This window comes from Pseudomonas sp. S2_E02, assembly GCF_054668355.1.
The window spans coordinates 390,794-413,061 of record NZ_CP162761.1; the positions used below are offsets into that span (position 1 = coordinate 390,794).

Consider the following 22,268-nt stretch of genomic DNA (forward strand, 5'->3'; position numbering starts at 1 on the left):
ATCGACCAGCAGAGCTGGCCGATGCTTGTAACGATCAGCCGTAATTAAACGACTGGAGCACGCCAGTCATCGGAACCCGAAGTACCGGATACTTCGTGGGTCCAGGTGATTTTACGGTAGGTGAACTGCACTTCTTCCAGGTGGGTGAAGTGCGAGTTGCCTGGATCCTGGCAGTTGTGCATTTTGTTGTTGATGGCGACGATGATCGCGTCTTCCAGTTTGGTGGTGTAGTAGTGCTCTTGGGTACCTTGAGCAGAAGTACGGAACCACTGGATAACGATCTCGCTCATGCGCTCGCCGGAGGTCAGAGCGGCTTGCAGCAGTGGCGAAGCCTTGTCGTAGACCTTGGTGATCACAACTGGCTTGTGAACGCGCTGACCGGTTGGCTGACCGGATTGTGGGTCACGCGGGATGATCACGTCGTGGCTGAAAGCCTGAACCATAACCTGGTCTTCGTGGCCTTCCTGGTAGGTGTTGCCTACGGAGTCAGCGGTGAAAGCGCCTGCAGTGATCAGGCCTTGTTTTTCGCCGGTAACCGACATGTACGCTGGTGTTGCCATGGGGTGCTCTCCTTGCGGAATAATTTAAGGTGCCCGGGAGGCGAAATCGCCCGGTGGGTGCCTGACTGTTATCAAGGAGCGTGCCAACAATTGTGCGGGCCATGCGGGCCGGGGTGTTTGTCTGATTTTTCAGGCGCTTGTGCGAAATAAAGCGCGCGCCGAATGCAAAAGTGCGCAAGAAGTTGCGCAGTACTGCGCAACTTCTTGCGCACTTGGCTGCAGGCCTTGTACGACGTGGCTCTCAGCGGTTTTATCAGGCTTTTTTGCAAAACAAGTGCGCAACTTCTTGCGCACAATGGCCAGGTGCCTTCATTTGGTCGAGGCGGCTGCTTCAAGATTTTCAGATCAAAAGATCGCAAGTTGTGTCAGACAATCATCAATCGAACGCTGCTGCGTCGCCGCATACAACCGCAACTCATCAATGGTCGCGCGCCCCAGCGCCTGCTCGAAGGCCTGCCGATTGGAATGCTCGCCATAATGCGCCTGCGCCGCATCGCCAAGGTTCGACTGAAAAATCCCCGCTGCGCTCACCGGCAGGAAATCTTCGTACACCAACGGTTCCGCTTTCACATAACCATCGCGCAACAAGTCCTCCAGAGACGACTGCCCAAGCCCTCCAGCAGCCAGTCCTTTTTCCGTAGCGAAATAGCGAAAGTACGCCAGCTCTTGTTCACGCATACCCTCGACACTGTCAGGAAATTCGCCAAAGTGCTGAGCCATCAGCGCGTTGTAGCGTGCGGCGTTGGCTTCGTTGGGGAAGTCGCCGAGTTCATCGCGTGCGGCATTCAGCAAGCGGTCATACAGCGCCCGGCCTTTGGGCGTAAGTGCCGCGCCGCGCTGTTCGATCTCGCCGAAACGCGCGCTGTGGCTGCCACGGCTCTGGTTTTGATCGGTGAAGGCGATCGGCTCGTCCAGCGCCTTGAAACTGGTCTGGCGCAGCAGGATCGGGCACTGCCGGCGCGGCGGGCCTTCGATCACGGCTTTCGGGGTGATGCCATGGGCTGGCATCTGTTCCTGGACGCGGTCGATGTCCAGCGTGCGCGGCGTCAGGTGATTGATGTGCGGGCCTTTGAACGCCACGACGTCGGCGATCAAGCGATGTTGCGCGCTCAACGTCTGATATTGCGCAGCAGTCACCGTAGCGCTGTGATGCCAGCGAAAAGTTTCCAGTGCCTGCAGGACGAATGCCTCGGCCTCGCTTTCATTCAAACCACCTGCGGTTTCAGCTTGCGCGATCAGGCGCAACGCCTCCGAGGTAAAGATCGAACGCTTGGCCAATACCGATTCTGCAAAGGCGCGCAGTTGCGCATCCTCAATCAACTCCAGGCGCAACAACGACGTGAACACCCGAAACGGGCTGACTTGCAGCGCCTCTTCATGCACCGCGCGAAACGCCGTGGAGTGCACCGGTACGCCCGCCGGAGTCAGGTCGTAATAACCCACCGGTTGCATGCCCATCACTGCAAACAGACGGGCGAGGGTGGCCAGTTCCGTCGCAGTACCAACGCGGATGGCGCCATGGCGCTCCATATCCAGCCGCTGAATTTCGCCGGTGCTGTCGAGCTGCCGGGCGATGTCTGGCTGACGTGCAAGCACCTCGCGGTTGGTTTGCTCCACCAGCTCCATCAGTGCACCGTACAGCGGCACTTCTTCGCGGTACATGTCGGACATCGCTTTGGAGAAGCGTTGGCGGATCAGGTCGGGGCTGACGAACGGCTGCACGGTCATGAAAAAAATTCCTGCCACGGTCACGGAATGGATGAGGGAAAAGATCGCAGCCTTCTCGCACGCGGGCAAACGAAGAATCCTACGAACTTCATTCTGCCAACGACTGATCCACCAGTTCGATCCAGTGCATCACGCGCGTGCGCCCGGCGCTGCCCAGATGGCTCTGACAGCCGACGTTGGAGGTAACTATCAGCTCAGGGCGGCCACTCTCCAGAGCGTTGAGGCGGTTGTCGCGCAGTTGCCGCGCCAGCAGCGGTTGCGTCAGCGAATACGTGCCTGCCGAACCGCAGCACAAATGGCCGTCGGGCACGGCGGTGAGATTGAAACCGAGGCGTGTCAGCACGGCTTCCACCGCGCCGCCCAGTTTCAACGCATGCTGCAGGGTGCACGGGCAATGCACGGCAATCCGCCGCTCGCTCGCCGCGCAGACTTTTTCCAGCGGTTCCCGATCGAGTATCTGCACCAGATCCAGCGTCCGCTCGCTGATTTCCCTGGCCTTGGCCGCATACACCGGATCGTCTTCCAGCAAATGCCCGTAATCCTTGATGAATGCGCCGCAACCGCTGGCGGTCTGCACGATCGCTTCGGCGCCGTTTTGTAGGTGCGGCCACCAGGCATCGATGTTCTGCCGCGCGCGGTCGAGGCCTTTGGCTTGCGCGTCGAGGTGATAGTCCAGCGCGCCGCAACACCCGGCCTCGGCCACTGGGGTGACACTGATGCCCAAGCGATCCAGCACCCGCGCCGTGGCGTCATTGGTATTTGGCGATAACCCCGGCTGTACGCAGCCTTCAAGCAACAACACCTGCCGGGCATGGCGCGGGGCGGGGCGCATACCGGAAAACGGCAGATGCTGTGGCAGTTTGCTTTCCAGCATTCGCGGCAACAGCGGACGAAACGTCGTGCCCACCCGCAACAAGCCTTTGAACAACCCAGGATTCGGCGCCAATGCGCGCAACCCCTCACGCAACAGACGTTGCGCCGCCGGACGCGGCACCGCGTGATCGACCACCGCGCGGCCGATGTCGAGCAGGTTGTGATAGTCGACGCCGGACGGGCAGGTGGTTTCGCAGTTACGGCACGACAGGCAGCGATCCAGATGCAGTTGTGTCTGCGCCGTCGCGGGTGCGCCTTCGAGCACTTGCTTGATCAGGTAGATGCGCCCGCGCGGGCCATCGAGTTCATCACCGAGCAATTGATAGGTCGGACAGGTCGCGTTGCAAAAACCACAGTGCACGCAGGTGCGCAGAATCTTTTCTGCCTCGGCGGCGCGGGGCAGTTGTCGCGATTGTTCGCTGAGGGTGGTTTGCATGGCTAGAACTCCGCGTACATGCGCCCGGGGTTGAACAGCCCCTGCGGGTCGAGTTGCGCCTTGAGTTGTTGGTGATAGCGCAGCAGTGTCCAGGCCAGCGGCTGGAACGGTGAAATGCTGGCGCCGTGGGTAAAGCAGGTGGCATGGCCGCCGAGTTCCTGAGCGAGGATATGAATGTGCTCAACGTCGGATTTTAGCCAGCGTTGCGCGCCGGCCCAGTCAATCAGTTGCTCGCCGGGCAGATCCAGTGGCCCGAGATTGTTCGGCAAAGACAAGCGCCACAGCGGCAGACCTTCGTTGAAAAAACCTAGACGCTGCTCATTCAGATCTCGCCAGAACCCTGAGTCCAGCGGCTCACCCCCGAGGCGTTGATGCGCCGCCGTCACCGAACCTTCGCCGCCCTCAAGACGCAAATACAGGCTCTGGCCATCGTGGCACGCGGCGCTGATCGGCAACGGTTGCTGACCCCATTCGGCAAGCTTCGCCAGCGCCCGCGCGCATTCCATGTCGAGGCGAATGCTCAGGCACTGGCGCGGTTTCGGCAGGACTTTCAGCGACACTTCGGTGAGCACGCCGAGGCAGCCGTAACTGCCGGCCATCAACCGCGACAGGTCATAACCGGCGACGTTCTTCATCACTTCGCCGCCGAAACGCAGGTGCTGACCGAGGCCGGTGATGACTCGGGTGCCGAGGACGAAGTCGCGCACTGAGCCAGACCACGGCCGTCGTGGCCCGGACAACCCGGTGGCGATCATGCCGCCGACGGTGGCGCCTTCACTGAATGCCGGCGGTTCGCACGGCAGCATTTGTCCGGCGGCATCCAGTGCCGCCAGCAACTCGGACAACGGCGTGCCGGCGCGCGCGGTGATCACCAGTTCGGTCGGTTCATAACGGACGATGCCGCAGTGGGCGCGGGTATCGAGCACTTCACCGGCTACTTCGCGGCCGAGAAAGGCTTTGCTGTTGCCGCCCTGAATCTTCAACGGAGTGGCGTTGGCCCGCGCTTCGTTGACCTGATCAAGCAAGGCGCCGGCGGCATCGACGTCAGCCATTAGAAACGCTCCAGTTCGGGGAACGGCAATTGCCCGGCGTGAATGTGCATGGCACCGAATTCGGCGCAGCGGTGCAGGGTCGGAATGTTCTTGCCGGGATTGAGTAGGCCTTGTGGGTCGAACGCGGCTTTTACTGCGTGAAACAGACTCAGTTCGTCGTTGTTGAACTGCGCGCACATCTGGTTGATTTTCTCGCGGCCGACGCCGTGTTCGCCAGTGATGCTGCCGCCGACCTGCACGCACAGTTCGAGGATCTTGCCGCCCAAGGCTTCGGCGCGGTGCAGTTCGCCGGGTTGATTGGCGTCGAACAGGATCAGCGGGTGCATATTGCCGTCGCCGGCATGGAATACGTTGGCCACGCGCAATCCGTATTCTTCGCTGAGGCGGGCGATGCCTTGCAAAACCCCGGGCAATTCGCGGCGCGGGATGGTGCCGTCCATGCAGTAATAGTCCGGTGACAAACGACCGATGGCCGGAAAGGCATTTTTGCGCCCGGCCCAGAAACGCACGCGCTCGGCTTCGTCGCGGGCCTGACGCACTTCGGTGGCGCCGGCCGCGGTCATGACCTCGCGCACCCGTTGGCAATCATCGTGGACATCGGCTTCGACACCATCGAGTTCGCACAGCAGAATCGCCTCGGCGTCGACCGGGTAACCGGCGTGGATGAAATCTTCGGCGGCGCGAATGGCGAGGTTGTCCATCATCTCCAGACCGCCGGGAATAATCCCCGCCGCGATGATTTCGGCGACGGCGCGGCCGGCCTTTTCCACTGAATCGAAACTGGCCAGCAGGACTTTCGCGACCTGCGGTTTGGGCAGCAGTTTGACCGTGACTTCGGTGATGATCCCCAGCAAACCTTCGGAGCCGGTGAACAGCGCGAGCAAATCGAAACCCGCTGAATCGAGGGCGTCCGAACCGAGGGTCAGGCGTTCGCCTTCGATGGTCAGCACTTCGATTTTCAGCAGGTTGTGCACGGTCAAACCGTACTTGAGGCAATGCACACCGCCGGCATTTTCGGCGACGTTGCCGCCGATCGAACAGGCGATCTGCGAGGATGGATCCGGCGCGTAATACAGGCCGAAGGGCGCCGCTGCCTGGGAGATCGCCAGATTGCGCACCCCCGGCTGAACCCGCGCGGTGCGCGCGGCCGGGTCGATGTGCAGGATGTTGTTGAAGCGCGCCATCACCAGCAGCAAGCCTTGCTCCAGCGGCAAGGCGCCGCCGGACAACCCGGTGCCGGCACCACGGGCAACCACCGGGACGTTTTTTTCATGGCAGAGTTTGAGCAGGATTTGCACTTGCTCAAGTCGTCGGGGCAGGGCGACCAGCATCGGTGTGGTGCGGTAGGCGGAGAGACCGTCGCATTCGTAGGGTTTGAGTTCTTCCTCGCGCCACAGAATATCCAGATCAGGCAGCGCTTGCTGCAATGCCTTGAGGAATTCGGCCTTGTTCACCTGCGGCAACGGACCGTCGAGGCGCTCGTCATAAAGAATGTTCATCTCGACCTACCGATTTCTCGCGTGATCGTTCCCACGCTCTGCGTGGGAACGCCTCTAGGGACGCTCCGCGTCCAGTGACGCGGAGCGTCACGGGCTGCATTCCCACGCAGAGCGTGGGAACGATCAGGGGCAGGGGCAGAGTGCATTGTCATCTTTGGCTCCCCAAAAACTCGCGATACAGGCGCGCAGTATTCCCCGGCTGTTCAACCATCGGCATGTGCCCGACGTGATCCCAGACATCCACACGCAAATTGGCGATGCCCTTGCTCCACACCGGCACGCTGCTGACGTCGATCAGCCGATCCTTGCGCCCCCAGAGCAACAGCGCCGGGCACTTGATGTCGGCCAGTTTCGGCTCCATCGGCGGGCTGGCGCGAAAATCGCGGAAGATCTCTTCCAGTTCATCGCGTTGTTGTTCGTAGCGCTGGGCGATGGCGTCCAACACGAGGTTCGGCACCCACGGCGGCGATTCCATGGTCATCGCGTAAAACTGGCGAAACTCTTCCCGGGAATTGATCAGAAACGGGTTATGCCCGCGCGCCAGATGGCGCTCCATGTCGCTGGCCTCGGGTGCGGTGACGCCCGCCGGGTCGATCAGTGCCACCGAAGCGATGCGGTCGGGATAAGTCGCCGCCATCCACGCGGCGATGTAGCCGCCCATCGAATTGCCGATCACATGGACTTTCTCCACGCCGCAAACGTCGAGCAACTGGATCATGCGCTTGGCCTGCAGCGGAATGTCGTAGCCGCCGCCCGCCTTGAAGCCGGTTTCACCGTGGCCGGCGAGGTCCGGGATGATTACCCGATACTGGCGCACAAAGTGCCGGGAAAAGCGCAGCCACAGGTTCTTGTCGCCGCTGTAACCATGCAGCATCAGAATCGCGCTGGCCGCTTCATACGGCCCGCCCTGCCAAGTCGAGACGGTCATCTCGGCGATCGGCACTTCGATCTTGTGCAATTTGTACAACTTGGCCTCGATGGCCATGTTCAGGTCGTACAGCCAATGACCGACCGCCGGATAACTCAACCAGCTCCAGGCCACGAAAACCGCGAGGGCGACAAACAGCAAAAGCATCGACGTCTTCCTTTTACGTGTTCAGGACAGAATGTGGTCGGCCGGTTTCAGCGCTCGGGTCAAGCGGTGGTAGCTGAAACTGAAGCCGGGAAACATCGCGATCACATGACCGCTCTTGCTTTGATACCAACTGTGGCAGCCGCCGGACTTCCAGACCGTGCGCTCCATCTCCCGATGAATCATCTCAGTGTAGGTACGTTCCGCTTCACGGCGCACTTCGATGCTGCGCAGACCCTTCGCCTGCACGGTACGAATGCAGTCAAGGATGTAGTTCATCTGCGATTCGATGATGAACAGCGCCGAGGTGTGCCCAATGCCGGTGTTCGGGCCGGTGACGATAAACAGGTTGGGAAAGTCCGGCAGACTGGTGCCCAGATAGGCGCGCGGGTATTGCGCCCAGACCTCTCTGAGTTGCACGGCGTTTTTTCCGCTGACCGGGTAGGAAATCACCCCGTCGGTGGCGTCGTAACCGGTCGACCAGACGATCAGATCAACATCGATGTGCTGACCGTCCTCGGTGTTGATCCCGGTTTCGTCGATGGACGCAATGCCTTGCTCGCGGGTATGCAAGGTGACGTTGGCGCGACTCAGCGCCGGGTAATAGGTGCTGGACACCAGCACCCGTTTGCAGCCGATGGTGAAGTCCGGGGTGAGTTTTTCTTGCAGCGCCGGGTCTGGCACCTGGCGTTTGAGGAAGCGCAGGGCGTGCTGCTGGACCATGTGAATCGCCGCTTTCGAGTATTTGAACGCGATGACGCGGGTTTCGAATTGCCAGTAAATCAGCCAGCGCAACAGTTTGTAGGCGGGTTTCAGGCCGAGTAGCCAGCGTTGCAGCGGCCCGAACTGCCGATCGGCGCGGGGCAGCACCCAATGCGGCGTGCGCTGAAACACGTGCAATTGCTCGACATGCGGCGCAATCGCCGGAATCACCTGCACCGCACTGGCACCGCTGCCGACGATGGCCACGCGTTTAGCGCGGTAGTCGTAGCTGTGATCCCAGTTGTTCGTATGAAACGTCTTGCCTTGAAAGCGATCCTGGCCGGGAAAGTGTGGGATGACCGGTTGGCTCAATGGTCCGGTGGCATTGATCAGGAACTGCGCATAAAAGGTGCCTTTGCTGGCGGTGTGCACAGCCCAGCGTTTTTCTGTGTCGTCCCATTCGACGCGCTCGACATTGGCCTCCAGCTCCACGCGCTTACGCAAACCGAACTGCTCGATGACATGCTCGGTGTAGCGCTGCAGTTCGGCCTGTCCGGCGAACATCTGCGACCAGCGGTACGGCGCGAACGACAGCGAATACAGCGGCGACGGCACGTCCACCGCCGCGCCGGGGTAGGTGTTCTGGCACCAGGTGCCGCCAAAGAAGTCCCGTCGCTCCAGCAGGCGAAAATCGTCGATCCCGGCCTTGAGCAGGTTGACCGCAGCACATTGACCGCCAAAACCGCTGCCGATGATCAACACGTGATAGGTGTGCATGGGTCTCCTTCTTATAGTTTTTTTTCCATTTTGCTCCTTTCATGTATAGCCAAATATTTGCCCTGTGTGCGGTCCTGATGTCGCGCTATTCAGCCCGCTGGCCGGTGATGGCTATTTAACGTCGCCCTGTTAGACTTCCAGCACATCCGTCCTGCGGTGTGCGTGATCGAGGTCCTTATGGGAAATACCGGAGGAAAGGGACTTTCATTGGCCAGGAGGCTTTATACGTCGCGCATCCTCGGGTTGATTCTGGGGCTCGTGTGCGTGAGCGTGTCGATGTACTCGCTCGATCCGCCGCTGTGGGTCTGGGCACTGATGTTCTTCAACGGCCTGGTCTGGCCGCATCTGGCGTTTCAATGGGCGCGCCGCGCCCGGGTTCCTTACCACGCTGAACACCGCAATCTGTTGATTGACGCTTTTTTCGGCGGCTTTTGGCTTGCCGCCATGCATTTCAATCCGCTGCCCACTGCCACGACCATTTCGATGATGGCAATGAACAACGTCGCAATCGGTGGTTCACGTTTTCTATTGGCAGGCTCTGCGGCGCAGTTGCTCGGGGTCGGCGTCGGGCTGGTGGTGTTTGCTCCGGCATTCATTCCGCAAACTACGCCTGCACAAATGTACGCCTGTTTCCCGTTACTGCTGCTGTACCCCTTGGCGCTGGGCTGGATCTGCTTTCGTCAGGCCTACACGCTTGGCTTGCATAAACGCGAATTGCTCGCCTTGAGCCGCACCGACAGCCTGACCGGGCTGCTCAATCATGGCGCCTGGAAGGATCAACTGGAGATCGCTTTTCAGCGCTGCAAGCGGCAGAAGCAGGGTGCGGCGATTGCGCTGATCGACATCGATCACTTCAAGGCGATCAACGACACCTACGGCCATGTCGCGGGCGACATCGTGTTGCGCCAGTTGAGCAAGTTACTTAAACAAAACCTGCGGGCGACGGACGTTGCCGGGCGTTATGGCGGTGATGAGTTCTGCGTGATTTTGCCGGATCTGCCGCTGTTCAACGCCGCGCAAGCCATGGAGGCGTTGCGTGAGCGCTTCGCGATTCTGGGTTATGAGCAGAATCCGGCGTTGAAGGTCAGCTTGAGCATCGGCCTGGCGGCGTACGATCCGGCGCATGCCGACGCAACACGCTGGCTCAATGATGCCGATCAGGCGTTGTACGAAGCCAAGGCCAGCGGGCGTAACCGGGTGATCTGCAATTGCGATGACAAGTCCCGGCAGACGTTACTGGATTCGGTTTGACCGCTACACCGTAGATCCCCTGTGGGAGTGAGCTTGCTCGCGAAGGCGTCCTGCCAGGCTGTATCAATGTTGACTGATCCACCGCTTTCGCGAGCAAGCTCGCTCCCACAGGGGTTGTGTGTTGTCGGTTAGATCAGTGTCGCATTCGGTGTAGAGCCTCGCGCCGATGTCGGGTACGGTTAAATCCCCCCGACGCGAAACAAGGATCGCTTCATGACGTGCTCATTTTCTCGCTCCCTGCTGGCCGCTAGCCTCGGCCTGTCTCTCGCCTTCTCGGCTGCCTACGCCTTTGCCGAACCGCACAAACAAGTGCTCGCTGATGCCGAGCAATACCAGCCAGAAGCGCTGAAATTGCTGGAACGGCTGGTCAATATCGACTCCGGTTCCGGTTACGAGCCAGGCCTCAAGCAAGTCAGCGACATCGCCATCGATGAGTTGAAAAAACTCGGCGCGACCATCGAACTGGTGCCGAACACGCCGGAAAAATCCAACCATGTACTGGCGACGCTGAAAGGCACCGGCAAGGCGAAAATCCTCCTGATGGCGCACATGGACACGGTGTTCAAGGAAGGTTCGGCGGCCGAGCGGCCGTTCCACATCAAGGACGGCCGCGCTTACGGGCCAGGGGTGATGGATGACAAGGGCGGCATCGTCGCTGGGATCTATGCGCTGAAAGTCTTGAAAAGCCTCGACTTCAAGGACTACGCGCAAATCACCTTTCTGCTCGACGCCAGTGAAGAAACCGGTTCGGACGTCGCCACCGATCTGATCAAGAAAACCGCTAAACAGCACGACGTGACCCTCAACCTTGAGCCGGGGCGCCCGGCTGATGGCTTGGTGGTGTGGCGCAAGGGCAGCGCGACGGCGCTGGTCGAGGTCAAGGGCAAAGCCGCGCACGCCGGCGTCGCGCCGGAGCTGGGGCGCAACGCCGCGATGGAGGCCGCGTACCAGATTCTGCAACTGGGCAAACTTGGCGATGAGGCGAAGAAAACCACCATCAACTTCACCGTGCTCAAGGCCGGTGACCGCACCAATGTGATTCCCGATCAAGCCACCGCCAAGGCCGACGTGCGCGCGGCGGTGCCGGAGGAGTTTGACCGGATCGAAAAGGATCTGGCGCGGGTGTCGCAGGACAAGTTGATTGCTGAGACGGAAGTGAAGACTTCATTGCAACGCGGCTTGCCCCCGATGCCGCAAACGCCTGAGTCGGATCGCCTGATGGCGATGGCTCAAGGGATTTATGGCGAGATTGGTCGCAAGTTGACCGAGGAGGGCAGTGGCGGCGCGGCGGATGCGAGTTTGTCTGCCGGGGTTGGCACGCCGACGCTGGATGGTTTCGGGATTGTCGGCGGCAATATCCACACGCCGGAGGAATACGCCGAAGTAGCGAGCGTGGCGCCGCGGATTTATCTGTTGTCGCGGATGATTATGGAGTTGGCCAAACCGCGGTGAGTGGGTTTGTGGTGTGACTGATGCGGGTGGGGTGTCAGGTGCATTTGCCCTGACCCTAACCCTCTCCCAGAGGGAGAGGGGACTGACCACGTTGTTTGTGATTAACACGGCGACCTGAAAGATTAACTTTGAATTCAAAATCGGATTCAGCGCGGTATCACAAGTCGGCGTAGCTCCCAAGCATCCCCCAATCAGTTCCCTCTCCCTCTGGGAGAGGGCTAGGGTGAGGGGCTTTTGTGGGAAAAGTGGAAGTCGCGAACGGCGTACAAAAAATACCGAAAAGTCCGACAGAAGCGCTCATTGCGGCCGTTGAGCGCGGCTCTTATAGTCTCGGCTCGCAGAAAAATCTGCGACGATCTTGGCCGGTCGAATACAGCACCTGACCCCTATTTGGAGTGAACTCTATGACCGACCAAGTAATGCCCCGCTTCCTCCCCATCGACACCTACGACGCCGAATCCCCGGTGCTCTTCCTTAACACCCACTCAGAACTCAGCGACATGGCCGCCTGTGCGATGCACCGGTTTGTGGTCGTGCGCGATCTGGCCGACACCTTTGCCAGTCTCAACCTCAAGGGCATTTCCGATTGTGATCTGACGCGGGTGACCAGCGCGGTGCATCTGTTGATGCGCGAGGGCTGTGCGATTCTGAATGTGATTCAGGCGCGGGCGGTGCAGCGGGAAGAGGCTTACAAGACGCCGGTTTAGCGGTGTAGCGGCGGACGCCTTCGCGAGCAGGCTCGCTCCCACATTTGATCGGTGTCGAACACGAATGTTGTGTTCAACCAAGATCCACTGTGGGAGCGAGCCTGCTCGCGAAAGGGCCGGTGAAGCGTGCGCATCACTCCTTGACGCTCATGTATTCCTTGGCCCAGAGAATGTATTCCTCCGGCTGTGTATAGGTGTGCGTCAACTCGGTCGCGCTCAGGTCGGAGGCCTGGGTGAAGATCTGCCGCTGTTCACGCAAGCTGTCATACGTCGCTTTGATCGCCGCAAAGTAAGCGCCATGGCCATCGATGGTCACGCGTACACCGAGTTCGGCCAGACGTTTGTCGTCGCGCAGCGCCGGGTTGCCGTAGGTCACCAGCATCAGCGGTACGGTCAGGTGTTCGGCGATTTGCTCAAGCTGATCGAAATCCTGAATCCCGACCATGCAGATGCCGTCAGCCCCGGCCGCCTGGTACTGGCGAGTGCGGCTGATGATTTCCTGGTTCGGCAGAATGCCGGCGTTGGTACGGGCGATGATCGCCATTTCCGTATCAACCCGGGCTTCCAGCGCCGCGCGGATCTTGCCGACGCCTTCGGCAACGGTGATCAGGTCGGTGGATTTGCGCCCGAATTGCGCCGGGAGCAAGGTGTCTTCGATAGTCAGGGCGGCGACGCCGGCGCGCTCCAGCTCGACGATGGTGCGCATCACGTTGAGGGCGTTGCCGTAGCCGTGGTCGGCGTCGGCGATCACCGGCAATTGGGCGACGCGGCCGATGCGGGTGGCCTGTTCGGCGAACTCGCTGAGGGTGATCAAGGCAAAGTCCGGGGCACCGAGCACCTGCAACGAGGCCACGGAACCACCGAGAATCCCCACTTCAAAACCGAGGTCAGCGGCAATCCGTGCGGACATCGGATCGAACACCGAAGCCGTGTGATAGCAGGTGTCGGAAGCCAGCAGTTGACGGAAGTTACAGCGCAAATCTTGATGGGAAAGCCTGGTCATACGAGTTCCACCAATACAAAGGAATGGAAGGGCTTGAACAAAGGTGTCAACGCCGAAGAATGAAAAGGCTATCACGCGAATGGGTCAAGGATCATGACGAATTTGCAAGGGACAGGTTGTCGCGGACTCTTTTGCTGAAAGGATTTACCTTTTTGCGGTGGTGACCGTCAGGCCGCCACCGCCTGTTGCTGTTGATTGGGCAGCATCACCGCGCGTACCGAATTGCCCGGTTGCAGTTGCAGGCGCTTGGCGGTGAGGCGGTCGATCACCAGGCTGCTGCCGACCCGGCGGGCGCGAGCGACGGTGATGCGGCAGTTCTCCAGACGGCGGTTGTGAATCAGCCACAGCGGCGCCTGTTCGTCGGGGCTGCCGAGGCTCAGGGCCAGCTCGACGCTCTCGCGCACGGTGCGGATATTGCGCACGGGCGCTTCGATCACCGGGCCGCCGTCGAAGATGTCGATGTAGCCTTTGTGGGTAAACCCTTCGGCCTGGAGGATCTTCAGCGCCGGTTCGGTATTCGGGTGTGCCTGGCCGATCGCCGCCTGGGCCTGTTCGGTGAGCAGGCAGGTGTACAGCGGCTGGCGCGGCATCAGTTCGGCGATGAACGATTTGTTGCCGAGCCCGGACAAGTGGTCGGCATGGCTGAAGTCCATCTGAAAGAAATGCCGACCCAGGCTGTCCCAGAACGGCGAACAACCGTGTTCATCGGCACTGCCGCGCAGTTCGGCAATCATCTTCTCGCCGAACAGGTGCGGGAACTCGGCAACGAACAGCAATCGCCCCAGCGACAACAAGCGGCCATTGCTGCCGTGGCGCTGGTCGTGGCCGAGAAACAGCGAGCACAGCTCCGATTGGCCGGTGAGTTCGTTGTTGAGAAACAGTGTCGGGATCTGCCGTTGAATGCCCAGATCCGGCGCCGAACTGACGGTCAACCCGACCCGATAGTTGTACCACGGCTCACGCAGGCCGACCGCCCCGGCCAGAGCGCTGACGCCGACCACGCGCATGTCGTCGTCTTCGAGCACAAACAGATAGTCTGCGTCGGCTCGTTCCACTTGTTCGGCGAACGCCCGTTGCGCCCAACGGACCCGGTGGGACAGGCGATCTTCGTTGGCCGGCAGGGTGGTGAACCCCGGGCCGGCCTGTTGTACCAGCGCGAGCAAGGCAGGCAGGTCGCTGACTTTGACCGGACGGACAATCATGCTGTAACTCCTTCTGCGCGCCTGTTCGGGCACTGTCGTTGACTGCGCAACCGGGCGGGTTTCACAGGGCAATCAGCCGGATCGGGCTGCCATCGGTCACGTTCAGCGCCGCACACATTGCAGGGGTGAGGGACAGCGGTTGATCGGTCTGGTAATCGAGTTCGGCCATGATCGACCGGAAGCCGTGCAGCGCGTCGTTGCTCAGCAGATAACGACCGCGGGCATCGATTTGGGGTTTTTGCTGCACCGTTGCCGTCTGGCTGCGGGCGATCGAACGAATGTTGCTGGTGCGCGCATACAGGGTCGGGCCGGCGTCGAACAAGTCGATGTAGCTGTTGGTTTCGAAGCCTTCACGCTCGAGGATGTCGAACGCTTCCTGGCCATCCGGGTGGATGCGCCCGATGCAGTCCTGCGCGGCTTGCGGCAGCATCGGCACGTAGATCGGATATTGCGGCATCAGTTCGGCGAGAAACGTGCGGCTCTGCAGCCCGCACAGGCGTTCGGCTTCCGCGTAGGGCAGGTCGAAGAAGTGTTTGCCCAGCGCATCCCAGAACGGCGAATGGCCTTGCTCGTCGCTGTAGCCGACCAGTTCAGTAATCACCGCTTCGGCAAAGCGCCGCGTGTGAGCGGCGATGAACAACAGGCGCGCCCGTGACAACAATTCGGAAAACGGCGTACGCACCAGTTCGGCATTAATGTGAAAACCACGCAGCAATGTGTGGCCGCTGAGGTCATGGCACAGCGACAGCGCCGGCACGCCGTGTTCAATGTTCAGTTCGCGGGATGCACTGGTGAAATGGCGATTGCGCAGGCTGTAGAACGGCTCGTCGAAGCCCGCCGTCGCGAGAATCTCCGAGCAGCCAACCAGACGCTGGTCGTCCAGGTCTTCCAGCACAAAGAAGTAATTCTCCGGGCCGTGGGCCGCCGCTGCGCTAGCGAACGATGCACATGACGCGGCGATTTTTGCGCGCAGGCGTTCGCTGTCGTCCGGCAGGGAAGTGACGCCCACCAGACTGTCGCGGGCCAATTGTTGTAGCTGGGGCAGGTCAGTCTGTTCGACTGGGCGTAAGACCAGCATGGATGTACTCCTGTATCAAAAGGTTCGGCGATGTCGCCAAACCTGACTATCACTGTCGGTGTCCACGCGATAAATCGGCGGTCGCCTGATTTGTTGTCAGACGCCGCTCTTTTTCTTGTCAGCCGTTGCTCGGGTCAGGCAGCGCAGTACTGGCGCCGAGTTTATTCAGGAAGAACAGATACACCAGGCCCAGGGCAATCCAGATCAGGCCGAGCTTCTGCGCATCGACGCCCATGTTGTACATGATGGCCGCGACGATGATGAAGCCGATGACCGGGCAGATCAGGTGACGCACCACCTGGCCGGACTTCTGCCGACGCCAGTAGTAGTTGATCACTGTCAGGTGCAGCAGCATGAAGCCACTGAGCGCGCCGAAGTTGACCAGCGAGGTCAGGGTGTCGACCGAGTTGATGAACAGGTAGCAGATCACCAGCGACAGCACCGCCACCAGATAAATGCTCAGGTACGGCGTGTTGTGTTTCGGGTGCACCTTGGCCAGCACTTTCGGCAACTTGCCGTCGCGGGCCATGCCGAACAGCAGACGCGAGACAGCGGCTTGCGAGGTGATCGCTACAGCCACGCCCCAGGCCAGCGCCGTCGCTACAGCGGTCAGGGTCGCCAGCCAGCTGCCGGCAGCGATTTCGGCGATTTCATAGAACGCAGTGTCAGCGGATTTGAAGCCCATGCCTGCCGCCAGGTCGGTGGCGATCCAGGTTTGTGCAACGAAAATCACCCCCATGACTACCAGCGTGATCAGCGCCGCTTTGCCGACGCTCTTGCCCGGATCGCCCTTGATTTCTTCAGCGAGTGTCGAGATCGCATCGAAGCCAAGGAACGACAGCACCGCAATCGACACCGCTTGCATCAGCAGGGCGAAGTTAAAGGTTTCCGCGTGATACAGCGGCGCCAGGGTCAGCTCGCCGTTACCGCCACCGTTGTGCAGGGCATTCCAGGCGTAGAACAGGAAGATCCCCAGCACCACCAGTTGCGCGAGCAGGAAGATGATGTTCATCCGTGCGGTGAAGGTGATGCCGCGCAGGTTGACGAAGGTCGCGCTGACCAGAAACGCCAGAATAAAGCCGACTTTCGGAATGTCCGGGTACAAATGGTTGAGGGCCATCGCCGCGTAGACATAGAGCAGCGGCGGGATCAGCAGGTAATCGAGCAGCATCAGCCAGCCGGCGATAAAGCCAACGTGTTGATTGAGGCCACGCTGCGCGTAGGAATAGACCGAACCGGCAATCGGAAAAGCCTTGGCCATGCTGCCGTAACTCAGCGCGGTGAACAGCATCGCCACCATGCCGATGATGTACGCCAGCGGCACCATCCCCGGTGCCTCGGCGTTGACGTAGCCATACACACCGAACGGGGCGATGGGGATCATGAAGATCATCCCGTATACCACCAGGTCGGTCAGCGTCAGGCTACGTTTCAACTCTTGCTTGTAGCCGAATTCTTCAATTTCCATGAAGCGCAACTCCTTGTCAGCCAGTCGGTCGTTTTAGTTGTTATCGATCCATCGTTTACAGCGTCAGCAGTCTTTCATTCATTACAGCAAAGGCGCGAGGTATCCGGCCCAGCGCGATACGGCTTCGGGGCTGCGCAGCAAATCGTTGCGCACCTCGATCAGCACCGAGTCGAGGCCACGGGCATCGCCGTGCACCGGCACGGTCATGTCGCCCAGCGGATCGATCTTGTACGGCTGATTACCGGCCACTTTCAGCGGATGCTCGCCGAGGCCGTCGAGCAGGCGTTGCGCGTAGGCCTTGGCCTGACCGAACAGCACGCCGGCCTCCAGCGGTCGCGGTTGGCCGTAAAACACCGGGGTGAAACTGTGAATCCCCACCACACGCACCGCTTGGCCCTGAGCAACACGTTCGTCGATCAACGTTTGCAAGCGCGTGTGAAACGGTTTGAACAAGGTCTGGCGGCGGTATTCGCGGGTGGCTTCGTCCAGCTCGCGGTTACCCGGCACCTGATAGATTTCGCTCTGCGCCGGAATACTGTCCGGGGCGTGGCGTGGCCGGTTCAGATCGATCAGCAGGCGTGAATAATTGGCGCTCAACAGGGTTGCGCCGAGCCTTTCCGATAACTGTTCGGCGAGTTGCAGCGCACCAATGTCCCAGGCGATGTGTTCAGCGGCGGCGGCCTCGTCCAGGCCCAGATTGTTCAGGGCCTCGGGGATGTAGCGGCTGGCGTGCTCGCACACCAGAATCAACGGGTGCGTCGAGTCGGCGCGGCTCAGGTTGTAGGCCGGTCGGGTGTACAACCCCAGCTCGGCGGATTCAGTACAGGCGTGCATAGTGCTCACACAAGTCAGCGGGCGAGAGCTGTTCCGTCAGCGCCAGTTCCTCGGTTTTCAGGGCGTAGTAAGTGTCGAGCAGCGGCTTGGGCAGCCATTCGGTGAAGGCGCCACTGTTGCGCAGGCAATCCAGCGCCTGGGCCAGCGAGGCGGGCAGGGCGACGATGCCCCGGGCCTTGCGTTGCTCGTCGTTGAGTGAATCGGGAATTTCGTTGGTGATGGCGTTCAGCGCCAGACGCTGTTCGATGCCCAGACGTCCGGCGATCAGCAGCGCGGCCATGGCCAGATGCGGCGAGGCGGTGGCGTCCATGGCGCGGAATTCGAGGTTGAACTGCTGGGCCACGGATTTGCCACCGAGGCTCACGGTCGGGCAGATGCGCAGCGCCGCTTCGCGGTTCTGTTGGCCCAGACAGGCGTAGGACGCGCTCCAGTGATGTGGCTGCAAGCGCTCGTACGACACCGGCGTCGGCGCGGTGAAGGCACAGAGGGCCGGCAAGTAATGCAGGATCCCCGCCGCCCAATGCTGGCCGAGACTCGACAGACCGTTGCTGGTGCCGGCGTCGTAAAGCATCGGTTGACCGGCCAGATCGAGCAGGCTGACGTGCAGGTGCACGCCGTTGCACACCGCATCGGCGGCAGTTTTTGGCGCGAAGCTCAGGTCGAGGCCCATTTGCCGGGCGATCTCGCGGGTAATCTCGCGCACATTGACGGCGCGATCGGCCGCCGCTACGCCGAGCGTCGGGCGGCAAGTAATTTCGTATTGGTGCTTGCCGTATTCGGGCAGAAACATTTCCGGCTCGACACCGCCGGCGCGCAGGGCGCTGAGCAGCCAGCCACCGAACTCGGCGCCCTGACGCTGGGCTTCGAGGGAAAACGCCAGATGCTCGGCGAAACCGGCGTGCAGGTTGAATTCGTGTTCGAACGCGGCGTTGACCTGCAAGCCTAGTTCATCGCGATAACGCTCGATTTCATCACGCAACAACGTGCGCGGGCAGGCGCCCCACGGGCGGCCATCGGTTTCGCGGATATCGCCGTGGATGAAATCCAGCGCCGGTGCGTCGACGTCCGGACCGTTGCCGACGGTGACGCGGCTGCTCAGATCGGGAATCAACCGCAGATCGCCATATGCACCCCACGGATTGGTCGAGGCAATGATGTCCTGCGGCGTCAACGCGCTGTTGGCCGGCACCCAGCCACACCCGGCGGCTTGATAATGCTCCAGTTCATCAGTGGGAAACGAGCGGCCACGGGTGATGCCGATCAGGTCGGTGGTGACCAGCGTGGTCATCGGCAGTGGCGTCAGGCGCGCGCTCATGGCCGCATCTCCTGCAAGCGAGCGAGCACGGTGTCGGTGTCGGTGATCCAGCAGTAACCCTTGATCGCATTCAGGCAGGCGTGATGGCGTTCGGCGCTGTAGGTGGCGCAGGCGTCTTCGACCAGGGTGACCAGATAACCGCGATCGGCGGCGTCGCGCACGGCCATGTCCACGCACTGGTCGGTGACGATGCCGGCGATGATCAAGTGACGGGTTCCGAGGTTGCGCAGCACGTAGTCGATGTTGGTCGAGTTGAAGACGCCGGACGAGGTCTTCGGCAGGACGATTTCGTTTTCCACCGGGCTCAGGTCTTCAATGATCCGCGCCTGCGCGCTGCCTTTGGGCAGGTGCATGTCCGAGAGTTTGTGGTCGAGCGAGCGGTCACGGCCATCAGCCGTAAGGCTTTCGATAATGGTGTGCAGTACATTCTGCCGCGCTTCGCGAAAGGCACTGAGCAAGCGACGTTGGTTGGGCACCACCTGCATGTGTGCACGGGTCAGGAAATACTCGGCGTCAGGCCCGTTGAGGTGCGCGTCGAACTGCGGTTCGAGCCAGGCACGCTGCATGTCCACCAGCAACAGTGCGGTGTGATCGGTGACAAACGGCAAGTCCCGCGGCGAGCGGTGGGGAAGGCTGAACATCCTTATTTATCCTCCAGCAGGTGGGTGTTGAAGTCATTGCGCAGGGCATCGATGCCTTCCAGGCGATCGGCGAGGTTTTCGGTGCGCAAGGTCAGGCAGGCGATCAGTGCTTCGACCTGAGCCAGCGCTGGCACCATGGTGTCGAACGGCGAAGCCGATTCCACCGGCGCGCTGATGATCAGATCGGCCAGTTCACGCAGCGGCGAGGCATAGATGTCGGTGAACAACACCACGCGCGCGTTGTTGTTTTTTGCCGCGCTGGCGACTCGCAAGGCCTGGGTCTGGTAGCGGCGATAGTCGAACAGCAACACCACATCCTGGCGTTGCAGATCGAACAGGCGATCGGGCAGTTGCGCGTTATCTTCCAGGGCAAAGCAACCGGGGCGCAGCAGGCGCAGGTGATTGAGCAGGTAGGTGGCCATCAGACTGCTGAAGCGCCCGCCGAAGCAATACACCTGATGACGGGCATCGAGCAGCCAGTCGGTGAGAATGCGCACGTCTTCGGGTTGGGTCAGCGATTGGGTTTCGACCAGCAGGCGATGACTGTCGCCCAGATAGTGGCTCCAGGCGTCGTCCCTGTGTTGATGGGCGCGCGGTTGCAACAGCGTGCGCGGCGAGCGCAGGCGGTGATCCATGTCACTGAGCAGGGCATCCTGGAATTCGGCGTAACCACCGAAGCCGAGTTTTTTCACCAGCCGCACAATGGTCGGATCGCTGACGCCGGCATGTTCGGCCAGACGCGCCATCGGCCCCAGACCGTTGCGGGGATACTGATCAAGCAAGGCGCGAACGACTTTGCGCTCCGACGGCGTAAGATCCAGGCCGGGATCGGTGATCAGGTCTCTAAGAGGGGGCATCCGGGCTCCTGCTGGATGAGGGGGTGTTGAATTCGCTTCATAATCCGTCAAAACAGTATTTATGTAACTGACGTTACATGTCTAGTGAATTTTTCAGCGTGTTGAAAAGGCCCCGAAATGGGGCGAGACGCCTGTATAACAAGGGCCACACGGACTTCTACAGGGCTTGTAGTCCATCGCCCACGATAGTGTCAGAGATTGCCGTATTTTTTGCTTTTGTCCGCACTTGCCGGGGCGATGCAACAACCCGGCAGCCCTCGGTTTACGGCACAATTGCCGACAGAACGGCTTTGCGCCGCTGTTTTTCATGAAGGCCCACCGGAGCGATCCCTGTGCAGACCACTCGTTTGACATTGATTTGCCATGCGCGAACCGTCGCACAGAAATTGGCGTGTTTTCCTACGAATGAACCTGTTGAAAATAGCCAGCTGGCATCGTGCGAATTGGCCGAGCGTTTCGACGCCGCGCGACGCTTGATTTGCGCGCCGGAGTTGCGCACGCGCCAGACAGCGGCTTGGTTTGGCACCGACGCGCAGATTGATGAGGCGCTGCGCGATTGTGACTGGGGACGTTGGCATGGCCAGTCGATCAAAGCCCTGCAAGCCTCGGAAGACGCCGCGCTGCAGGCCTGGCTGGACGATCCCCACGCCACTCCGCATGACGGTGAGTCAACGGCGCAGTTGTGCCAGCGCGTGGCGACTTGGCTAGCTAACCTGCAAGGCACGTCGGGACATGTCGTGGCGGTGACGCATCCGTTTGTCATCCGCGCCGCGCTGATCCACGTGCTGCGCGGTTCGGCGTTGCATGACATCGATGTCGAACCGTTGTCGCTGCTCGAACTGCGCTTCACCGGGCGCTGGCGCCTGTGTCTTAAAGGAGCTTTGTGATGAAACAACTGCTGGTGATCGGCATCGGTGCCGGCAATCCCGACTACATCACGATGCAGGCGGTGAAGGCGTTGAATCGGGTCGACGTGTTCTTTCTGATGGATAAAGGCCAGAGCAAGGACAAGCTGATCGACCTGCGCCGCGAGATTTGTGAGCGCTACATCGACAACCCTGACTATCGCTTCGTCGAGGCCCACAGTCCGGAGCGCGAACGCGGCGATGTCGACTACGCCGCCAGTGTTGATGAGCTGAACCGCGCCAAGCAGCAGACCTTCGAACGCCTGATCAATGACCAATTGTCTGACGGTCAGTGCGGCGGTTTCCTGGTGTGGGGCGATCCGGCGCTGTACGACAGCACCGTGCGCATCCTCCAGGCGATTCTGGCCTCGGGCGCGTGCGCCTTCGAGTTTGAGGTGATCCCCGGGATCACTAGCGTTCAGGCGTTGGCGGCGCAGCACAAGGTGCCGTTGAACACCATCGGTCGTTCCATCGAAATCACCACCGGGCGGCGTTTGGCGGCAGGGCAGGTGAGTGATGCGGACAGTCTGGTGGTGATGCTCGATGCCGAGGATTCGTATCAGCGGGTGGCCGATCAGCAGACCCGGATTTATTGGGGCGCCTACTTGGGCACGCCGGATGAGATTCTGATCAGTGGCAGGCTGTCGGATGTTGCGGATGAGATCGAGCGGGTGCGCAAGGCGGCGCGGGCCGAGCATGGGTGGATCATGGATACGTATTTGTTGCGCAAGCCTTAGATTTTCACTGGCCGGTAAGGCCCCTTCGCGAGCAAGCTCGCTCCCACAGGGGAACGCATTTCAAAATGTGGGAGCGAGCTTGCTCGCGAAGGCGCCGGAACATTCAACGCACATTTCGA

Annotated in this window: 20 protein-coding genes; 5 read left to right on the plus strand and 15 right to left on the minus strand. The window is 60.7% G+C overall.

Going from position 1 to position 22,268, the window contains the following annotated elements; translation table 11 throughout:
- Positions 1-44 precede the first annotated feature (44 nt).
- From AB4O01_RS01635 to AB4O01_RS01665, 7 genes are all read right to left on the minus strand, one after another.
- Positions 45-560 (minus strand): Hcp family type VI secretion system effector, encoded by a 516-nt coding sequence (locus tag AB4O01_RS01635; protein WP_007919523.1) that lies wholly within the window; start codon positions 558-560, stop codon positions 45-47.
- 345 nt (positions 561-905) lie between these two features.
- A complete protein-coding gene (gene hglS / locus AB4O01_RS01640; RefSeq protein WP_460090447.1) occupies positions 906-2,288 on the minus strand; it encodes a 2-oxoadipate dioxygenase/decarboxylase HglS in 1,383 nt (460 codons plus the stop codon).
- A gap of 88 nt (positions 2,289-2,376) precedes the next feature.
- On the minus strand, positions 2,377-3,597 hold the full coding sequence (gene glcF / locus AB4O01_RS01645; protein WP_460090449.1) for a glycolate oxidase subunit GlcF: 1,221 nt from the start codon (positions 3,595-3,597) through the stop codon (positions 2,377-2,379).
- Positions 3,598-3,599: 2 nt separating this feature from the next.
- A complete protein-coding gene (glcE, locus tag AB4O01_RS01650) occupies positions 3,600-4,649 on the minus strand; it encodes a glycolate oxidase subunit GlcE (RefSeq protein WP_460090452.1) in 1,050 nt (349 codons plus the stop codon).
- A complete protein-coding gene (gene glcD / locus AB4O01_RS01655) occupies positions 4,649-6,148 on the minus strand; it encodes a glycolate oxidase subunit GlcD (protein ID WP_460090453.1) in 1,500 nt (499 codons plus the stop codon). Before glcD ends, glcE begins: the two co-directional genes overlap by 1 nt.
- A 148-nt stretch (positions 6,149-6,296) precedes the next feature.
- A complete protein-coding gene (locus AB4O01_RS01660) occupies positions 6,297-7,223 on the minus strand; it encodes an alpha/beta fold hydrolase (protein WP_460090455.1) in 927 nt (308 codons plus the stop codon).
- A 21-nt stretch (positions 7,224-7,244) separates the two neighbouring features.
- On the minus strand, positions 7,245-8,699 hold the full coding sequence (locus AB4O01_RS01665) for a flavin-containing monooxygenase (protein ID WP_460090457.1): 1,455 nt from the start codon (positions 8,697-8,699) through the stop codon (positions 7,245-7,247).
- Between the two features lie 177 nt (positions 8,700-8,876).
- Between AB4O01_RS01665 and AB4O01_RS01670 the strand changes: the two genes are divergently transcribed.
- The 3 genes from AB4O01_RS01670 to AB4O01_RS01680 all read left to right on the plus strand — a co-directional run bounded on the left by AB4O01_RS01670 (position 8,877) and on the right by AB4O01_RS01680 (position 12,109).
- Positions 8,877-9,950 carry a diguanylate cyclase gene (locus AB4O01_RS01670; protein WP_093439052.1) on the plus strand — a complete coding sequence of 358 codons (1,074 nt, stop codon included), beginning with the start codon at positions 8,877-8,879 and terminating at the stop codon, positions 9,948-9,950.
- Positions 9,951-10,163: 213 nt separating this feature from the next.
- Positions 10,164-11,402 (plus strand): M20/M25/M40 family metallo-hydrolase, encoded by a 1,239-nt coding sequence (locus tag AB4O01_RS01675; protein WP_460090459.1) that lies wholly within the window; start codon positions 10,164-10,166, stop codon positions 11,400-11,402.
- Between the two features lie 404 nt (positions 11,403-11,806).
- On the plus strand, positions 11,807-12,109 hold the full coding sequence (locus AB4O01_RS01680) for a hypothetical protein (RefSeq protein ID WP_034152534.1): 303 nt from the start codon (positions 11,807-11,809) through the stop codon (positions 12,107-12,109).
- 133 nt (positions 12,110-12,242) lie between these two features.
- On the opposite strand, the gene AB4O01_RS01685 is transcribed toward AB4O01_RS01680, so the two are convergent.
- From AB4O01_RS01685 to AB4O01_RS01720, 8 genes are all read right to left on the minus strand, one after another.
- The gene (locus AB4O01_RS01685) at positions 12,243-13,112 is read right to left on the minus strand and encodes an isocitrate lyase/PEP mutase family protein (RefSeq protein ID WP_460090460.1); all 870 of its coding nucleotides are present in this window, start codon (positions 13,110-13,112) and stop codon (positions 12,243-12,245) included.
- A 167-nt stretch (positions 13,113-13,279) separates the two neighbouring features.
- Complete coding sequence (astA, locus tag AB4O01_RS01690; RefSeq protein WP_093439043.1) at positions 13,280-14,314, minus strand: arginine N-succinyltransferase; 1,035 nt, start codon at positions 14,312-14,314, stop codon at positions 13,280-13,282.
- Between the two features lie 61 nt (positions 14,315-14,375).
- Positions 14,376-15,392, minus strand: a complete 1,017-nt coding sequence (locus AB4O01_RS01695) for an arginine N-succinyltransferase (RefSeq protein WP_093439039.1) — start codon at positions 15,390-15,392, stop codon at positions 14,376-14,378.
- Between the two features lie 118 nt (positions 15,393-15,510).
- Positions 15,511-16,860 (minus strand): APC family permease, encoded by a 1,350-nt coding sequence (locus tag AB4O01_RS01700; protein ID WP_077572161.1) that lies wholly within the window; start codon positions 16,858-16,860, stop codon positions 15,511-15,513.
- An 81-nt stretch (positions 16,861-16,941) separates the two neighbouring features.
- Positions 16,942-17,694 (minus strand): N-formylglutamate amidohydrolase, encoded by a 753-nt coding sequence (locus AB4O01_RS01705; RefSeq protein ID WP_460090462.1) that lies wholly within the window; start codon positions 17,692-17,694, stop codon positions 16,942-16,944.
- Positions 17,678-19,009 (minus strand): type I glutamate--ammonia ligase, encoded by a 1,332-nt coding sequence (locus AB4O01_RS01710; RefSeq protein ID WP_460090465.1) that lies wholly within the window; start codon positions 19,007-19,009, stop codon positions 17,678-17,680. Before AB4O01_RS01710 ends, AB4O01_RS01705 begins: the two co-directional genes overlap by 17 nt.
- The gene (locus AB4O01_RS01715; protein ID WP_460090466.1) at positions 19,006-19,650 is read right to left on the minus strand and encodes a cysteine hydrolase family protein; all 645 of its coding nucleotides are present in this window, start codon (positions 19,648-19,650) and stop codon (positions 19,006-19,008) included. The genes AB4O01_RS01710 and AB4O01_RS01715 overlap by 4 nt, the downstream gene beginning before the upstream one ends.
- A 2-nt stretch (positions 19,651-19,652) precedes the next feature.
- Entirely contained in the window at positions 19,653-20,507 is an 855-nt protein-coding gene (locus tag AB4O01_RS01720) for a MurR/RpiR family transcriptional regulator (protein ID WP_093439023.1), read from the minus strand.
- Positions 20,508-20,839: 332 nt separating this feature from the next.
- Here AB4O01_RS01720 and AB4O01_RS01725 point away from each other — a divergent pair, with 332 nt between their 5' ends.
- Complete coding sequence (locus AB4O01_RS01725) at positions 20,840-21,394, plus strand: histidine phosphatase family protein (protein ID WP_460090467.1); 555 nt, start codon at positions 20,840-20,842, stop codon at positions 21,392-21,394.
- A complete protein-coding gene (gene cobF, locus AB4O01_RS01730) occupies positions 21,394-22,149 on the plus strand; it encodes a precorrin-6A synthase (deacetylating) (RefSeq protein WP_460090470.1) in 756 nt (251 codons plus the stop codon). Before AB4O01_RS01725 ends, cobF begins: the two co-directional genes overlap by 1 nt.
- Positions 22,150-22,268: the final 119 nt, after the last annotated feature.

Excerpts from the sequence above, each read along its gene's own strand:
- AB4O01_RS01635 (WP_007919523.1), bottom strand. The coding sequence starts at position 560 with ATGGCAACACCAGCGTACATGTCGGTTACCGGCGAAAAACAAGGCCTG.
- hglS (WP_460090447.1), bottom strand. The coding sequence starts at position 2,288 with ATGACCGTGCAGCCGTTCGTCAGCCCCGACCTGATCCGCCAACGCTTC.
- glcF (WP_460090449.1), bottom strand. The coding sequence starts at position 3,597 with ATGCAAACCACCCTCAGCGAACAATCGCGACAACTGCCCCGCGCCGCC.
- glcE (WP_460090452.1), bottom strand. The coding sequence starts at position 4,649 with ATGGCTGACGTCGATGCCGCCGGCGCCTTGCTTGATCAGGTCAACGAA.
- glcD (WP_460090453.1), bottom strand. The coding sequence starts at position 6,148 with ATGAACATTCTTTATGACGAGCGCCTCGACGGTCCGTTGCCGCAGGTG.
- AB4O01_RS01660 (WP_460090455.1), bottom strand. The coding sequence starts at position 7,223 with ATGCTTTTGCTGTTTGTCGCCCTCGCGGTTTTCGTGGCCTGGAGCTGG.
- AB4O01_RS01665 (WP_460090457.1), bottom strand. The coding sequence starts at position 8,699 with ATGCACACCTATCACGTGTTGATCATCGGCAGCGGTTTTGGCGGTCAA.
- AB4O01_RS01670 (WP_093439052.1), top strand. The coding sequence starts at position 8,877 with ATGGGAAATACCGGAGGAAAGGGACTTTCATTGGCCAGGAGGCTTTAT.
- AB4O01_RS01675 (WP_460090459.1), top strand. The coding sequence starts at position 10,164 with ATGACGTGCTCATTTTCTCGCTCCCTGCTGGCCGCTAGCCTCGGCCTG.
- AB4O01_RS01680 (WP_034152534.1), top strand. The coding sequence starts at position 11,807 with ATGACCGACCAAGTAATGCCCCGCTTCCTCCCCATCGACACCTACGAC.
- AB4O01_RS01685 (WP_460090460.1), bottom strand. The coding sequence starts at position 13,112 with ATGACCAGGCTTTCCCATCAAGATTTGCGCTGTAACTTCCGTCAACTG.
- astA (WP_093439043.1), bottom strand. The coding sequence starts at position 14,314 with ATGATTGTCCGTCCGGTCAAAGTCAGCGACCTGCCTGCCTTGCTCGCG.
- AB4O01_RS01695 (WP_093439039.1), bottom strand. The coding sequence starts at position 15,392 with ATGCTGGTCTTACGCCCAGTCGAACAGACTGACCTGCCCCAGCTACAA.
- AB4O01_RS01700 (WP_077572161.1), bottom strand. The coding sequence starts at position 16,860 with ATGGAAATTGAAGAATTCGGCTACAAGCAAGAGTTGAAACGTAGCCTG.
- AB4O01_RS01705 (WP_460090462.1), bottom strand. The coding sequence starts at position 17,694 with ATGCACGCCTGTACTGAATCCGCCGAGCTGGGGTTGTACACCCGACCG.
- AB4O01_RS01710 (WP_460090465.1), bottom strand. The coding sequence starts at position 19,009 with ATGAGCGCGCGCCTGACGCCACTGCCGATGACCACGCTGGTCACCACC.
- AB4O01_RS01715 (WP_460090466.1), bottom strand. The coding sequence starts at position 19,650 with ATGTTCAGCCTTCCCCACCGCTCGCCGCGGGACTTGCCGTTTGTCACC.
- AB4O01_RS01720 (WP_093439023.1), bottom strand. The coding sequence starts at position 20,507 with ATGCCCCCTCTTAGAGACCTGATCACCGATCCCGGCCTGGATCTTACG.
- cobF (WP_460090470.1), top strand. The coding sequence starts at position 21,394 with ATGAAACAACTGCTGGTGATCGGCATCGGTGCCGGCAATCCCGACTAC.